This window comes from Saccharopolyspora sp. NPDC050389, assembly GCF_040655595.1.
Classification (GTDB): Bacteria; Actinomycetota; Actinomycetes; order Mycobacteriales; family Pseudonocardiaceae; genus Saccharopolyspora.
Genome location: NZ_JBFAKG010000002.1, coordinates 80,644 through 94,822, shown reverse-complemented (window position 1 = coordinate 94,822; position 14,179 = coordinate 80,644). Strand labels below are relative to the sequence as shown.

The window sequence follows — 14,179 nt, the reverse complement described above, 5'->3', positions numbered from 1 at the left end:
CGCGATCGGGCAGACGGAGGAGACGACGGAACATGAACGAACCCGCCGCAACGTGGACCGTGGGTGACGCGACCGTCCACCGCATCGACGAGGTCCTCCTGCCGCCCGCGACCGGGCCCTGGCTGCTGCCCGGCGCCACCGCGGACGTGGTCGCGCGGCGGGACTGGCTGCGCCCGGACTTCGCGGACCACGAGGGCGTCCTGCGCCTCGACAGCCACAGCTTCGCGCTCGTCGTGGACGGGCTGCGGGTCCTCGTCGACACCGGCATCGGCAACGGCAAGACCCGGGCGAACCCGGCGTGGCAGGACCTGCGGACGGACTACCTGGAGCGCCTCGCCGCCGCCGGATTCGCCCCGGACTCGGTCGACCTGGTCATCCTCACCCACCTGCACACCGACCACGTCGGCTGGAACACGCGCGACGCGCAAGGCGAATGGATCCCCACCTTCCCCCGCGCCCGCTACGTCGTCTCCCGCGCCGAGTGGGAGTTCTGGGCCGGATACGACATGGACGAGCCGCGGCGGCAGATGTTCCGCGACTCGGTGCACCCGGTCGAGGACGCGGGCCTGCTCGACCTGGTCGACGTCCCGGCCGAGGGCGCCGAAATCGCGCCCGGCCTGAGCCTGCTGCCCACTCCCGGGCACACGCCCGGCCACGTCGCCGTCCAGGTGACCAGCCGCGGCGAGACGGCGCTGATCACCGGCGACTGCGTCCACCACCCCGTCCAGCTCGCCGAGCCGGACATCGGGAGCTGCGTCGACATCGATCCCGAACAGGCCGAGGCCACGCGCCGATCGGTGCTCGCCGCGCTCGCCGGCACCGGAACCCTGGTGCTGGGCACCCACTTCCCGCCGCCCACCGCGGGCCGCGTGATCACCGACGGCGACGCCTACCGGCTGACGCCCGTCCCCGGCCGGGGCTAGGCGCTGCGCCGGAAGGTGCGGCGGTAGGCGGCGGGGCTGGTGCCGAGGCGTAGGCGCAGGTGTTTGCGCAGCGACGCCGCGGTGTTCAGGCCCGACTGCTCGGCCACCGCGTCGATCGGCAGATCCGTCGCCTCCAGCAGGTGGCGGGCGTGCTCGATTCGTTGCTGCAGCAGCCAATCCAGCGGGCTGGTGCCGGTTTCCTCCCGGAACCGGCGGGTGAAGGTCCGCACGCTCATCCCGGCGTGCGCCGCCACGTCGTCCAGGGTGAGCGGCTCGGCGAGCCGTTCGAGCAGCCACGCCCTCGTCGGCGCGGTGCCGGAGCCGCTGGTCTCCGGCACCGGCCGCTCGATGTACTGGGACTGGCCGCCGTCCCGCCACGGCGGCACGACGCAGGAACGGGCCGCGCGGTTGGCCACCTCGCTGCCGTGGTCGCGGCGGAGCACGTGCAGGCACAGGTCGATCCCGGCGGCCACGCCGGCCGAGGTCAGCACGTCGCCGTCGTCCACGAAAAGCACGTCCGGGTGCAGTTCCACCTGCGGGTAGAGCCGCCGGAAGCGCTCCACGTGCGCCCAGTGCGTGGTGGCCGGGCGGCCGTCGAGCAGGCCCGCCGCCGCGAGCACGAAGGCGCCGGTGCAGATCGACATGATCCGCGTGGTGCTGGGCAATCCGGCCAGGTAGTCGGTGAGTTCCGGCGACAGGCTGCCGTCGGTGCACGGCCCTTCGGCGTAGGTGCCCGGGATGATCAGCGTGTCCGGCGCGGTCAGGAAGTCCGGGCTGGCCCCGGGCAGGATTGAGAAGCCCTTGGTGGTGTGGATCGGGCCGCTGTCGATGCTGCAGACCTGGACGTCGTAGAGCGGCTCGCCGTCCTCACCGCGCGCGTTGGAGAAGAACTGCGAGGGGATCACCAGGTCGAAGCCGACGACCTCGGTGAGGCCCAGGACGGCGATTCGGTGCGGGCTGGTGGCCATGGCCGAATCTTCTCACATATTGTCTACCCGGCCACTGGTTTGGAGAGCCCGCTTCGGCGAGGCTTTCGATGTGATCAGTACTGGGACCGCGCGACGCGTCCACCCCGCCTGGTGGGTGGCGGGCGTCGCCTTCATCGCCCTGCTCGGGTCTGCCGCCTTCCGGTCGATGCCCGGCGTCTTCATGAATCCGCTGCACGACGAGTTCGGCTGGCCGCACAGCGTCATCTCGGCCGCCGTTTCGCTGAACCTCCTGCTCTACGGCCTGACCGCGCCGTTCGCGGCCGCGCTGATGGCGCGCTTCGGCATCCGCCGGGTCACCGTCGCGGCGCTGCTGCTCATCGCGGCCGGCAGCGGGCTGACGGTGTTCATGACCGCCGGCTGGCAGCTGATCGTGTGCTGGGGCCTCCTGGTGGGCTTGGGCACCGGGTCGATGGCGCTGGCGTTCGTGTCCACTGTGGTCGATCGGTGGTTCGTGCAGCGGCGCGGACTCGTCAGCGGCGTGCTGACCGCCGGCAGCGCGACCGGGCAGCTGATCTTCCTGCCGCTGGCGGCCGTGCTCGTCGAGAGCGACGGCTGGCGGTTCACGTCGCTGGTCATCGCCGGCACCGCGCTGCTGGTCGGCCTGCTGGTGCGGCTGGTGATGCGCGATCATCCCCGCGACGTCGGCGTCACCGCCTACGGCGCGACGGGCGACGAGCCGGAGCCGCAGCGCGACCGCGGCAACCCGGCCGCGATCGCGCTGCGCACCCTGCGCGATGCGGCCCGCAAGCCCGCTTTCTGGCTGCTGGCAGGCGGATTCGCGATCTGCGGCGCGAGCACCAACGGCCTGGTGAACACGCACTTCGTGCCCGCAGCGCACGACCACGGCATGCCGACCACGACCGCCGCCGGGCTGCTCGCGGTGATCGGCGTCTTCGACGTGGCCGGCACGGTGCTCTCCGGCTGGCTGACCGACAAGGTCAACCCGCGCCTGCTGCTCGCCGCCTACTACACGCTGCGCGGCCTGTCGCTGTTCGTGCTGCCGCAGCTGCTCGGCCCCTCGGTGGAGGCGAGCATGGTGCTGTTCGTGGTGTTCTACGGGCTGGACTGGGTGGCCACCGTGCCGCCGACCATGGCGCTGTGCCGGGAGCACTTCGGGCCCCGCGCCTCGGTGGTGTTCGGCTGGGTGTTCGCCTCGCACCAGATCGGCGCGGCGGCCATCGCCAGCATCGCGGGCGTGGTGCGCGACCAGTTCGGCGACTACGCCGCCGCCTGGTACGGCGCGGGCCTGCTGTGCCTGCTGGCGACGGCCTTCTCGGTGTCGATCCGGGTCGCCAAGCCGCGGCAGGAGCCGGAGCCGGTCACCACGGAGTCAGCGTCACGGTGATGGACTTCGGCGCGCCGTCCTGGATGTAGGAGGCGAAACCGGCCACGTCGTCGAAGGCGAAACCGTAGGCCTTGCCGTCCTCGGTGTTGGCGTGCATCACCTTGGCGAAGTGGTTGGTGACCTGGTGCTGGTAGAACGCGCCCGGATCGGTGCCGGGCTGGTCGGCGAGGTCCAGCAGGATCGAGCGGTTGAAGCCGGCGCCCAGGATGGCCGCCACCGGGCCGGTGATGCCGTCGTTCGGGGCGGCCAGCGCGCCGTCGCAGAACAGCACGTCCCTTGTGGACGGTCGGCCGATCGGCTGCACGCCGCCGTCGAAGTTGAAGGTGTCGCCGGAGATCTGGCCGGTGAAGATCCGGCCGTCGCCGGTGTTCACCTTCAGCTGGGCGCCCTGGTACTTGGCCCAGACCTCGTCGATGTAGGAGTCGTAGTAGGTGCCGGAGAACGCGCCGAGGTCGAGCCCGTGGCCCGGCGCGATCACCCGCAGGTCGTCCTGCCGCAGCCCGGCGAAGTCCGCGTTCTCGGTGACGCCGCTGAGGATCTTCTCGCGGCCGCCGGCGGCCACCGTGCCGGTGGTCTGGTCCTGCGCGCCCTGCAACCGGATCGACAGCGGCACGCTGAACATGTCGACCATCGTGGTGTTGCAGTACATCCCGTCGGGCTTGAGGGTGAATTCGACGGTGTCGTGCAGGATCGAGTGGTTCGGATCGGTGTCGACCCAGCCCGCCGGGTACTGCAACGCGGGCTTGCCGTCGCCGCCCGAGACGACCTTGAACTTCAGCTTCTCGCCGAGCGCGAAGTAGATCCGGCCGGACATGCTCGGCAGGTTCAGCGTGGTGTCGCCGCCGCCCTGCAGCGGGATGGCGTAGTCGGCGAAGCCGTCAGAACCGTTGTCGGACGGCGAAACCGGCGCCAGCTGCCCGTCCGGCGTGACCCGGCACTGCTCGCCGGAGTCGAGGTTCACGCCGACGACGTAGACCCAGATGGAGGCGTTGTCGAACTGACCGCTCTGGTTGACGATCGTCAGCGGTAGCGGGACGTCGGGGCGGCGCGGCCCGGCGAGGGCCGTGGGGACGGCGGCGAGGCCGCCGATGGCGGGGACGGCGAGAGCGGCGGCGGAGACGCCGCCGAGGAAGGATCGTCTGCTTAGCACGGCACATCCCTTCGGGGTGGGGGATAAGTTTGGAGCCACAACAATTGTGGGATCGGCTTCACCAGCCGCCAATACCCCGAAGCGCCGCCGAAGGCTGCCCGATCCGGCCCAGGCGACCGGTCAAAACCGGACAAGGGCTCGCGGGCTCGCCAATCCGCTCGGTGCAGCGGGTGTGAGGCGGTTCGGCTTCCCGGCGCCGGGTTGGCTAGCTTTGGTGGCGATGACGGAACAAATCGCGCGCAACGATTCCGAGCGCGGAGAACTCGTGCTGCTCCGCCGTGGCGAGGCACTGGAGCTCCGGGTCAACGGCGTTTTCGTGATGGACACCGTGCACACCGAGACCGAACGGCTGCTCGCCAGCGCCACCCTGCGGGCCGCCGCCCGAACCGACCGGGTGCTGGTCGGCGGCCTGGGATTGGGGTTCACGCTGCGGGAAGTGCTGGCGGATCCGCGGGTCCGGGAAGCGCACGTCGTCGAGATCGAGCCGGACCTGATCGACTGGCACCGGAGCGGGCTCGTCCCCGAAACCGCCGATGCGATCCACGACGACCGGGTGGTGTTCCGCGTCGGCGACGTGGCCGAGGTGCTCGACGCCCAACCGCCGGGCAGCTTCGACGTCCTGCTGCTCGATGTGGACAACGGCCCGGATTTCCTTGTCTACGACGGCAATTCCGCGCTCTACCGAGCCGAGTTCCTGAGCCGCTGCAAGGAAAAGCTCGCCCCGGAAGGAACCGTGGCGATCTGGTCGGCCGACACCGCCCCGGACCTCAGCGCCGCCATGCGCGAGGTCTTCGGGAACTGCGAGGAAATCCCGATCCCGGTGACTCTGGGCCAGCAGGAGACGACCTACCACCTGTTCCTGGGCCGACGCGCTCGTGAGTGATCGTTCCGGTTCTTACCGGAGTGAACACTCACGAAAGCAGGTCGAGCTCCAGCAGGCTGGGCTCCAGGACACCCTCCAGCACCAGCAGCCGCCGCTTGGCCTCCAGCCCGGGGCCGAACCCGCCGAGCCCGCCGCCGCTGGCCAGCACCCGGTGGCACGGCACGAGCAACGGCACCGGATTGCTGCCCATGATCGTGCCGACCGCGCGCGAGGCCTCCGGCCGCCCGGACAGCTCCGCCAGCTGCTTGTAGCTCACCGTCTCGCCGAACGGCACCAGCTCCCGCAACGTGCGCAGCACGTGCAGCCGCAGCCCCTCCAGCGGCGCCCACGCGATCGGCACGTCGAATTCCCGGCGCCCGCGCGAGAAGTACTCGCCGAGCTGCCGCGCGGCCTCGGCCGCGACGCCGGTGTCTCGGCTGAGCTCGGCGCCGTCGAACTCGCCGAGCACCCGGTCCGGCCCGGCGAAGGCGACCCGGCACACCCCGGCGGCGGCCGCGACGACCGTCAGCTCCCCGACGGGACTGGCGAACGCGCTCCACGTCAGCGACATGCCGGGAGCGTAGCGCCCTGCACCGACGAGCCGGGCCGCGCAAGCTCGTGGCGGCTTCCCGCCGACGTTCGCGTGACCAGGCCCGTTCGCCGCGACGCGAGTTAGGCTCCGAAACATGTCCGAAACGCACGCCCACCGACGCCACGCCCTCCGCAACCACCTGCACGAGCAGGAATTGGACGCGATGTTGGTGACAGATCTGCTCAACATCCGCTACCTGACCGGCTTCACCGGATCCAACGCGGCGCTGGTGGTGCACGCCGCCGACGAGCCGGGAACCGAGCCGCGGACGGTGTTCTGCACCGACGGCCGGTACCTGATCCAGGCCGAGGCGCAGGTGCCGGATCTGGCGCGGGTCATCGAGCGGGCGAGCGATCTGGCGCTGGCCGAGCGAATCGGGGCCGACGCCGCCGGGCACGCCCGCGTCGGCTTCGAAAGCCAGCACGTCACCGTCGACGGCCGCGACGTGCTCGCCGCCGCGGCGGGCAAGGCGGAGCTGGTGCGCGCGCCGGGCCTCGTCGAGCAGCTGCGGCTGTTCAAGGACGAGACCGAGATCGACGCGCTGCGGATGGCCTGCGCGGCCGCCGACCGGGCGCTGGCCGACCTCATCGCGCACGGCGGGCTGCGCCCCGGCCGCACCGAGCTGGAGGTGGCCCGCGAACTGGAGACCCGGATGCTCGACCACGGCGCGGCCGGACCGTCGTTCGAGACGATCATCGCCGCCGGGACGAACTCCGCGGTGCCGCACCACCGGCCCACCGACGCGGTGCTGGCGGCCGGCGACTTCGTGAAGATGGACTTCGGTGCCCTCGTCGACGGCTACCACTCGGACATGACCCGGACCGTGGTGCTCGGCAAGGCGTCGGACTGGCAGCGCGAGATCTACGAGCTGGTGCGCGCCTCGCAGGCGGCCGGCCGGGCGGCGCTCGCCATCGACACCGATGTGAAGGCCGTGGACACCGCGGCCCGCAAGGTGATCGAGGACGCGGGCTACGGCGAGCAGTTCCTGCACGGCCTCGGACACGGCGTCGGCCTCGAGATCCACGAGGCACCGGCGTTGTCGCAGCGGGGGGACGGTAGAATCGGCGCCGGGATGGCGGTCACCGTCGAGCCTGGCGTCTACCTGGCAGGGCAGGGCGGGGTCCGCATCGAGGACACGCTGGTCGTGCGTCCCAGCACACCGGAGCTCCTCACCTTGACGACGAAGGAGCTCGTCGAAGTCTGACGCACCGAGGTGCGCCGGTACGCCGGAATCCGGTTCGCGTTGCAGATGTAACACGCCCAAGCCATCACCACAGGAGAGACCCCCACCGTGGCATCCACGAACGACCTGAAGAACGGACTGGTGCTCAACATCGACGGCCAGTTGTGGACCGTCGTGAACTTCCAGCACGTCAAGCCCGGCAAGGGCGGCGCCTTCGTGCGCACCACCCTGAAGAACGTGCTCTCCGGCAAGGTCGTGGACAGGACCTTCAACGCCGGCGTCAAGGTGGACACCGCGAACGTCGACCGCCGCGAGATGACCTACCTCTACAACGACGGCACCGACTACGTGTTCATGGACCCCGACACCTACGACCAGGTCAACATCTCGGCCGACGTCGTCGGGGACGCCGCGAACTACATGCTGGAGAACAGCGCCGTCGTCGTGGCCCGCCACGACGAAGCACCGCTGTACGTCGAGCTGCCCGCCTCGGTCGAGCTGGTCGTATCGCACACCGACCCGGGCCTGCAGGGCGACCGCTCCACCGGTGGCACCAAGCCCGCGACCTTGGAGACCGGTGCGGAGATCCAGGTGCCGCTGTTCCTCAACATCGGTGACAAGGTGAAGGTCGACCCGCGCGACGGCCGGTACCTCAGCCGCGTCAGCAGCAAATGATCGCCTGCCCGTCCGCCGCGGCATTCGGTCCGGCCGGAAAGAGGGTGTGAGGTGGGTTCTCGGAGCAAGGCACGCAAGCGTGCCGTGGACTTCCTCTACGAGGCCGATCAGCGCGACATCGACGCTGTGACGCTGCTGGCCGATCGGGTCGGCTCGCCGGAGGTTCCGCCGGTCGGCGACTACACGATCGCCCTGGTCGAGGGCGTGACCGCGAACCGGGAGCGGATCGACGAGGTGCTCACGCAGCACGCCGAGGGCTGGTCGCTGGGGCGGATGCCCGCGGTGGACCGCTCGGTGCTGCGGCTGGGCCTGTACGAGCTGCTGTGGAGCGACGACGTGCCGCCGGCGGTGGCCATCGACGAGGCCGTGGAGCTGGTCAAGGCGCTGTCCACGGACGACTCGCCGCGCTTCGTCAACGGCGTGCTGGGCCGCATCGCGGGCATCGGCGACCGCCTCCGCAAGTCGGTCCGCCCGGAGCAGACCGCGGCGGAGTAGCCCGAACGAGTTACAAAACGAGGGGCGTCCCCGGCCAGGCGACTTGGCCGGGGGCGCCCCTCGCTATTTCCACGCCGCCGAACGGGTGACGGGCGTCGTCGCCCGGCCACCCGCCGGACCCGGAAAACGAAGGGGCACCCGTTGCGGCCATTGGTCGCGGTGGGTGCCCCGTCACGTGCCCGGCCCACTCGAACGGGTGGGCCGGGTGTGGTGTCACTCCTCCCGGGCTGGGCGGGCTTCCGGGGGAAGCACACCCCAGTCGATGAGCTGCTCGGTGAGCTCGCCTGGCGTCATGTCGTAGATGATGGCCAGGGATCGCAGGTCCTCGGTGCGGATGGACAGCACCTTGCCGTTGTAGTCACCGCGCTGGCTCTGGATGGTGGCCGCGTAGCGGGCCAGCGGGCCCACCTTCTCCGCAGGTAGTTGCTGCAACCGCTCCAGGTTGATCACAACCTTGGTGGCGGGTTCGGCGCCGGAGGGCACCCGGCCTTCGGGAAGCAGTTCAGCGACTGGAACACCGTAGAAGTCGGCCAGTTCGGCCAGCTTCTGCACGGTCACCGCACGGTCGCCTCGCTCATAGGACCCGACGACCACGGCCTTCCACCGCCCGCCAGACTTCTGCTCGACGCCGTGCAGCGACAGGCCCTGCTGCTGGCGGATAGCGCGGAGCTTGCTGCCCAGCGCCTTGGCGTAGTCGCCCATGTGGCGTTTCTCCGTTCGTTCGCCCCGTCAGCCGATAACGGCGACCGGGGAGCAAAGCTCAGATCGATACGGAGAGTAATGTTCGCTCGCGAGCGTCACCAGGTCAAGTTGGTCTTTGCTGGCAATGCGGCGAACACCACCACACCACCCGGACGATTGACCTCGCAGCGCTGATAGCGTACAAGGCAGCCCAGCAGTCGGCAGTGGTTTCCGAGCCCAAGACTGCGGGGCAGGTCACACACCATCCTTTAAGGACCCGTCCCGTGAGGCGGGGAAGGAGGTCGCACCGTGGCGTCACGCCAACCGGCGGACGCGACGGATCCGGTCGGGCAGCGAGAGCTGCTTTCGGCCGGTGACGTTGCGCGCACGATAGCCCGGATCGCCCATCAGATCATCGAGAAGACCGCGCTGGACACTGGAAGCAGCGACGTGGTGCTGCTGGGCATCCCGACGAGGGGAACCTCGCTCGCCCAGCGGCTGGCCGCGAAGATCAGCGAGTTCAGCGGCGTGACGGTGCCCACCGGCATCCTCGACATCACGCTCTACCGCGACGACCTGCGGCACCGCCCGAACCGCCCGCTGGAGCCCACCAGCCTGCCCGTGCAGGGCATCGACAACGCGCTGGTCGTGCTCGTCGACGACGTGCTGTTCTCCGGCCGCACCGTGCGGGCCGCCCTCGACGCCCTGCGCGACCAGGGCCGGCCGCGGGCGGTGCAGCTGGCGGTGCTGGTCGACCGTGGGCACCGCGAGCTGCCGATCCGCGCCGACTACGTCGGCAAGAACGTCCCCACCTCGCGTTCCGAGGACGTCGCAGTCCAGCTCGCCGAGACCGACGGCACCGACGGCGTGGTGCTGCGCCGCTCGGACGTGCCGCAGGCCGAGGAGGTCGAGTGATGCGTCACCTGCTGTCCACCGAAGGTCTGGACGCCGCCACCGCGACGAGCGTGCTCGACACCGCCGACACCCTGAAGCAGACGCTGCTGGGGCGCGAGGTGAAGAAGCTGCCGACGCTGCGCGGCCGGACCGTGGTGACCCTGTTCTACGAGAACTCCACGCGCACCCGGGTGTCCTTCGAGGTCGCCGGGAAGTGGATGAGCGCCGACGTGATCAACGTCTCGACCAGCAGTTCTTCGGTGAACAAGGGCGAGTCGCTGCGCGACACCGCGCTGACGCTGGCCGCCGCCGGGGCCGACTGCGTGATCATCCGGCACCCCGCCTCAGGCGCGGCGCACCGGCTGGCTGGCTGGCTGGACGAGGTCGGCACCCAGATCGTCAACGCCGGCGACGGCATGCACGAGCACCCCACCCAGGCGCTGCTGGACGCCGCGACGCTGCGGGAGCGGCTGGGCGAACTGGCCGGGCGCCGCATCGCCATCGTCGGCGACCTGATGCACAGCCGGGTGGCGCGCTCGAACGCGCACCTGCTGCGCACCCTGGGCGCCGAGGTGGTGCTGGTCGCGCCGCCGACGCTGGTGCCCGCCGGGGCGCAGCAGTGGGGCGCGGAGGTGCGCCATGAGCTGGACCCGGAGCTGCCGAAGCTGGACGCGGTGATGATGCTGCGGGTCCAGGCCGAGCGGATGCACGGCGGTTTCTTCCCGTCGGCGCGCGAGTACTCGATCGCCTACGGACTCAACGAGGCGCGGCTGGGCAGGCTGCCCGAGCACGCGGTGGTCCTGCACCCCGGCCCGATGCTGCGCGGCATGGAGATCGCGCCGGCCGTGGCCGATTCGCCGCGCGCCGCCATCACCCAGCAGGTCAGCAATGGCGTGCACGTGCGGATGGCGGTGCTCTACCACCTGCTCGCCGGAGAGGAGCTCGCGGCATGAGTCGCCCTGTGTCAACCCCGGTTCTGCCCAACCGCACCTCAGGGGACCGTGACGCAACCCAGCCACAAGAAACCGCGAAACGCGGGATTGATCCCGGACGCAACCACAACTGTGAATCGCGGAGAGGCGGAACGGGCATGAGTAGCCCTGTGTCAACCTCAGTCCTCCTCAACCGCACCCCAGGGGACCGTGACGCAACCCAGCCACAAGAAACCACGCAACGGGAGATTGGGCTGAACGCAACCACCACTGTGAATCGCGGAGAGGCGGACCAGTCATGAGCCGGGTGCTGCTTAAGGACGTCCGCCCGTACGGCGAGGGCGATCCGGTGGACGTGCTGATCGACGGCCAGGTGATCGCCGAGATCGGCCCTGGTCTCAAGTCGGATCCCGCTGCGGATGTCGACGAGATCGTGCACGGCGGCGGGGCCGTGGTGCTGCCGGGCTTCGTGGACCTGCACACGCACCTGCGGGAGCCGGGCCGGGAGGACGCCGAGACCGTCGAGACCGGTTCGATGGCCGCCGCGCTCGGCGGCTACACCGCGGTCTTCGCGATGGCCAACACCGATCCGGTCGCCGACAACGCGGTGATCGTCGAGCACGTGTGGCGGCGCGGCCGCGAGGTCGGCCTGGTCGACGTGCACCCGGTGGGCGCGGTGACGGTGGGGCTCAAGGGCGAGAAGCTCGCCGAGCTGGGCACCATGCGCCGCAGCATCGCCGAGGTCCGGGTGTTCTCCGACGACGGCCACTGCGTGCACGACCCGCTGATCATGCGCCGCGCGCTGGAGTACACGAAGTCCTTCGGCGGCGTGGTCGCGCAGCACGCCGAGGAGCCGCGGCTGACCGTGGGCGCGCAGGCGCACGAGGGCGCGAACGCCGCCCGGCTGGGCCTCGCAGGCTGGCCCGCGCCGGCCGAGGAAGCGATCGTGGCGCGCGACTGCCTGCTCGCCGGGCACACCGGCGGCACGCTGCACATCTGCCACGTCTCCACCGAGGGCACCGCCGAGATCCTGCGCTGGTGGAAGTCGCGCGAGTCGTCCGGGCAGGTTTCGGCCGAGGTCACGCCGCACCACCTGCTGCTGACCGACGACCGGCTGGAGACCTACGACCCGGTGAACAAGGTCAACCCGCCGCTGCGCACCGACGCCGACGTGCTGGCGCTGCGCCAGGCGCTGGCCGACGGCACCGTGGACTGCGTGGCGACCGACCACGCGCCGCACGCCGCGCAGGACAAGGACTGCGAGTGGTCCGCTGCGAAGCCCGGCATGCTCGGCCTGCAGACCGCGCTCGGCATCGTCGTGCAGACGATGGTGCGCTCCGGCCTGCTGGACTGGCGCGGCGTGGCGCGGGTGATGAGCGAGCGGCCCGCCGAGATCGCCGGGCTGACCGACCAGGGCCGGCCGGTCGCCGCGGGCGAACCGGCGAACCTGGTGCTGGTCGACCCGGACACCGAGTGGACGGTGCGCGGCGCGGAGCTGGCCAGCCTCGGCGAGAACTCGCCGTTCGAGGGCATGCGGCTGCCCGGCCGCGTGGTCGCGACGCTGCTGCGCGGGCGGCTCACCGCGCACGAGGGCAAGGTGACGCGCTGATGGAACGGTTCCTGTGGGTGCTGGGGATGGCCGCGCTGGTCGCCCTGGTCTTCTTCGGGATGTGGCGGGGCTGGAGAAACCGGGCCCGTCGGCAGGCCGCCGAGCTGCCGGACTTCCCGGCGCCGCCGGCCGAGCCGGGCGAGGAGCTGCTGCCCGCCGCGACCGGCATGTACGTGGGCACCACGAAGGCGACCGACTGGCAGGACCGCATCGCGGTCGGCGACATCGGGCACCGCGCCAACGGCACCGCGCACCTGCACGCCTCGGGCCTGCTGCTGCGACGAACCGGGGCCAGCGACCTGTGGATCCCGGCGGAGTCCATCGTGGACAGTCGCCTGGATCACAAGCTGGCCAACAAGGTGGTGCCCGGCGCCGGCCTGGTCGTGGTGACCTGGCGGCTGGGTGAGCAGCTGCTGGACACCGGGTTCCGCGGCGACGACAAGACAACGCAGACCGAGTGGGTCGAGGCGGTCCGGGCGCTGGCGCCCGCTGAGGAGGTCGTGAGTGAACAGCCGGGCTCCAGCACGGTTTCGCACTCACGACCCGGAAGCGACCACTTGCCCGAGACGACCCGCGACTCCGACGAGTCGCGGCAGGAGGAGAAATGAGCGACCACATCCCGGCCGCACTGGTGCTCGAGGATGGCCGGATCTTCCGCGGGGAGGCCTACGGCAAGGTGGGCCGCACCCTAGGTGAGGTCGTGTTCACCACCGGCATGACCGGCTACCAGGAGACCCTGACCGATCCCTCGTACCACCGCCAGATCGTGGTGCAGACCGCGCCGCAGATCGGCAACACCGGCTGGAACGACGAGGACGACGAGTCCAAGCAGATCTGGGTCGCCGGCTACGCCGTCCGCGATCCCGCCCGCATCCCGTCGAACTGGCGCTCCCGCCGGTCGCTGGTCGAGGAGCTGGAGCGGCAGGACATCGTCGGCATCGCCGGGATCGACACCCGCACCCTGACCCGGCACGTCCGCGAGCTGGGCGCGATGCGCGGCGGCATCTTCTCCGGGCCGGAACTAGGTTCCGACGACGAGATGATCGCCGCGGTCAAGGCGAGCACCGAGATGGTCGGCGCCTCGCTGGCCGGCGACGTCACCACCGCCGAGCCCTACGTCGTGCCGGCCGTCGGCGCGAAGCGGTTCACCGTGGCAGCGCTCGACCTGGGCATCAAGTCCAACACGCCGCGGATGATGGCCGAGCGCGGCATCGAGGTCCACGTGCTGCCGCTGGCGTCCACGCTCGACGAGGTGCTGTCGGTCAAGCCGGACGGGCTGTTCCTGTCCAACGGCCCCGGCGACCCGGCCACCACCGACCGGCAGGTCGAGCTGACCCGCCAGGCCCTGGACCGCAAGCTGCCGCTGTTCGGCATCTGCTTCGGCAACCAGATCCTCGGCCGCGCGCTCGGCCGCGGCACCTACAAGCTGCGCTACGGGCACCGGGGCATCAACATCCCGGTGATCGACGTCGAGACCGGCCAGGTCGCGATCACCGCGCAGAACCACGGCTTCGCCGTCGAGGGCGAGCCGGGCGAGCGGTTCGACACCGACTTCGGCCGCGCGATGGTCAGCCACCACTGCGCCAACGACGGCGCGGTCGAGGGCCTGCGGCTGCTCGACGGCCCGGCGTTCAGCGTCCAGTACCACCCCGAGGCGGCGGCGGGCCCGCACGACGCCGCGCCGCTGTTCGACAAGTTCGTTGACCTGATGACGGAGACGGTTCGGTCATGAATAGCGCTACGTCAAATCGAGTCGTGCGTAACGGCACCTCAGGGGACCGTGGCGCAAAGCGCCCAGAGGAAACCTCGGAACGAGAGATGCCTCGATACGCAACCACATCTGTGAATC

15 protein-coding genes are annotated in these 14,179 nt (G+C 70.7%); 11 read left to right on the top strand and 4 right to left on the bottom strand.

The features are described 5' to 3' along the window. The first annotated feature begins 32 nt into the window (after positions 1–32). On the top strand, positions 33–923 hold the full coding sequence (locus tag AB0I53_RS01805) for an MBL fold metallo-hydrolase (protein WP_358594867.1): 891 nt from the start codon (positions 33–35) through the stop codon (positions 921–923). Here the strand turns inward: AB0I53_RS01805 and AB0I53_RS01800 are convergent. Next, the gene (locus tag AB0I53_RS01800; protein WP_358594865.1) at positions 920–1,891 is read right to left on the bottom strand and encodes a helix-turn-helix domain-containing protein; all 972 of its coding nucleotides are present in this window, start codon (positions 1,889–1,891) and stop codon (positions 920–922) included. The genes AB0I53_RS01805 and AB0I53_RS01800 overlap by 4 nt on opposite strands. Here AB0I53_RS01800 and AB0I53_RS01795 point away from each other — a divergent pair. Beyond that, positions 1,890–3,257, top strand: a complete 1,368-nt coding sequence (locus tag AB0I53_RS01795; protein ID WP_358594863.1) for an MFS transporter — start codon at positions 1,890–1,892, stop codon at positions 3,255–3,257. The genes AB0I53_RS01800 and AB0I53_RS01795 overlap by 2 nt on opposite strands. Here the strand turns inward: AB0I53_RS01795 and AB0I53_RS01790 are convergent. After that, positions 3,232–4,407: a glycoside hydrolase family 64 protein gene (locus AB0I53_RS01790; protein ID WP_358594861.1), complete on the bottom strand. Its 1,176-nt coding sequence runs from the start codon at positions 4,405–4,407 to the stop codon at positions 3,232–3,234. The genes AB0I53_RS01795 and AB0I53_RS01790 overlap by 26 nt on opposite strands. 220 nt (positions 4,408–4,627) lie before the next feature. On the opposite strand from AB0I53_RS01790, the gene AB0I53_RS01785 reads away from it, so the two are divergent. Then, positions 4,628–5,290 carry a hypothetical protein gene (locus tag AB0I53_RS01785; protein ID WP_358594859.1) on the top strand — a complete coding sequence of 221 codons (663 nt, stop codon included), beginning with the start codon at positions 4,628–4,630 and terminating at the stop codon, positions 5,288–5,290. A gap of 28 nt (positions 5,291–5,318) precedes the next feature. Here the strand turns inward: AB0I53_RS01785 and AB0I53_RS01780 are convergent, their stop codons facing one another. After that, entirely contained in the window at positions 5,319–5,840 is a 522-nt protein-coding gene (locus AB0I53_RS01780; protein WP_358594857.1) for a methylated-DNA--[protein]-cysteine S-methyltransferase, read from the bottom strand. A gap of 115 nt (positions 5,841–5,955) precedes the next feature. On the opposite strand from AB0I53_RS01780, the gene AB0I53_RS01775 reads away from it, so the two are divergent. The 3 genes from AB0I53_RS01775 (at position 5,956) to nusB (ending at position 8,214) form a co-directional block, all read left to right on the top strand. Continuing rightward, positions 5,956–7,065 carry an aminopeptidase P family protein gene (locus AB0I53_RS01775; protein WP_358594854.1) on the top strand — a complete coding sequence of 370 codons (1,110 nt, stop codon included), beginning with the start codon at positions 5,956–5,958 and terminating at the stop codon, positions 7,063–7,065. Positions 7,066–7,152: 87 nt separating this feature from the next. Then, the gene (efp, locus tag AB0I53_RS01770; RefSeq protein WP_358594851.1) at positions 7,153–7,719 is read left to right on the top strand and encodes an elongation factor P; all 567 of its coding nucleotides are present in this window, start codon (positions 7,153–7,155) and stop codon (positions 7,717–7,719) included. A gap of 51 nt (positions 7,720–7,770) precedes the next feature. After that, a complete protein-coding gene (nusB, locus tag AB0I53_RS01765; RefSeq protein ID WP_358594848.1) occupies positions 7,771–8,214 on the top strand; it encodes a transcription antitermination factor NusB in 444 nt (147 codons plus the stop codon). Positions 8,215–8,427: 213 nt separating this feature from the next. Here nusB and AB0I53_RS01760 read toward each other — a convergent pair whose 3' ends face one another. Beyond that, positions 8,428–8,916 (bottom strand): transcriptional regulator, encoded by a 489-nt coding sequence (locus tag AB0I53_RS01760; protein WP_010311046.1) that lies wholly within the window; start codon positions 8,914–8,916, stop codon positions 8,428–8,430. A gap of 288 nt (positions 8,917–9,204) precedes the next feature. Between AB0I53_RS01760 and pyrR the strand changes: the two genes are divergently transcribed. From pyrR to carA, 5 genes are all read left to right on the top strand, one after another. Continuing rightward, entirely contained in the window at positions 9,205–9,810 is a 606-nt protein-coding gene (gene pyrR, locus AB0I53_RS01755; RefSeq protein WP_358594845.1) for a bifunctional pyr operon transcriptional regulator/uracil phosphoribosyltransferase PyrR, read from the top strand. After that, positions 9,810–10,742, top strand: a complete 933-nt coding sequence (locus AB0I53_RS01750; RefSeq protein WP_358595218.1) for an aspartate carbamoyltransferase catalytic subunit — start codon at positions 9,810–9,812, stop codon at positions 10,740–10,742. The genes pyrR and AB0I53_RS01750 overlap by 1 nt, the downstream gene beginning before the upstream one ends. 277 nt (positions 10,743–11,019) lie before the next feature. Next, entirely contained in the window at positions 11,020–12,330 is a 1,311-nt protein-coding gene (locus AB0I53_RS01745) for a dihydroorotase (RefSeq protein WP_358594842.1), read from the top strand. Beyond that, entirely contained in the window at positions 12,330–12,938 is a 609-nt protein-coding gene (locus AB0I53_RS01740; RefSeq protein WP_358594839.1) for a transporter, read from the top strand. Before AB0I53_RS01745 ends, AB0I53_RS01740 begins: the two co-directional genes overlap by 1 nt. Further along, on the top strand, positions 12,935–14,062 hold the full coding sequence (gene carA, locus AB0I53_RS01735) for a glutamine-hydrolyzing carbamoyl-phosphate synthase small subunit (RefSeq protein WP_358594836.1): 1,128 nt from the start codon (positions 12,935–12,937) through the stop codon (positions 14,060–14,062). The genes AB0I53_RS01740 and carA overlap by 4 nt, the downstream gene beginning before the upstream one ends. Positions 14,063–14,179 lie beyond the last annotated feature (117 nt).

Excerpts from the sequence above, each read along its gene's own strand:
- AB0I53_RS01805 (WP_358594867.1), top strand. The coding sequence starts at position 33 with ATGAACGAACCCGCCGCAACGTGGACCGTGGGTGACGCGACCGTCCAC.
- AB0I53_RS01795 (WP_358594863.1), top strand. The coding sequence starts at position 1,890 with ATGGCCGAATCTTCTCACATATTGTCTACCCGGCCACTGGTTTGGAGA.
- AB0I53_RS01800 (WP_358594865.1), bottom strand. The coding sequence starts at position 1,891 with ATGGCCACCAGCCCGCACCGAATCGCCGTCCTGGGCCTCACCGAGGTC.
- AB0I53_RS01785 (WP_358594859.1), top strand. The coding sequence starts at position 4,628 with ATGACGGAACAAATCGCGCGCAACGATTCCGAGCGCGGAGAACTCGTG.
- AB0I53_RS01780 (WP_358594857.1), bottom strand. The coding sequence starts at position 5,840 with ATGTCGCTGACGTGGAGCGCGTTCGCCAGTCCCGTCGGGGAGCTGACG.
- AB0I53_RS01775 (WP_358594854.1), top strand. The coding sequence starts at position 5,956 with ATGTCCGAAACGCACGCCCACCGACGCCACGCCCTCCGCAACCACCTG.
- AB0I53_RS01760 (WP_010311046.1), bottom strand. The coding sequence starts at position 8,916 with ATGGGCGACTACGCCAAGGCGCTGGGCAGCAAGCTCCGCGCTATCCGC.
- AB0I53_RS01750 (WP_358595218.1), top strand. The coding sequence starts at position 9,810 with ATGCGTCACCTGCTGTCCACCGAAGGTCTGGACGCCGCCACCGCGACG.
- AB0I53_RS01745 (WP_358594842.1), top strand. The coding sequence starts at position 11,020 with ATGAGCCGGGTGCTGCTTAAGGACGTCCGCCCGTACGGCGAGGGCGAT.
- AB0I53_RS01740 (WP_358594839.1), top strand. The coding sequence starts at position 12,330 with ATGGAACGGTTCCTGTGGGTGCTGGGGATGGCCGCGCTGGTCGCCCTG.
- carA (WP_358594836.1), top strand. The coding sequence starts at position 12,935 with ATGAGCGACCACATCCCGGCCGCACTGGTGCTCGAGGATGGCCGGATC.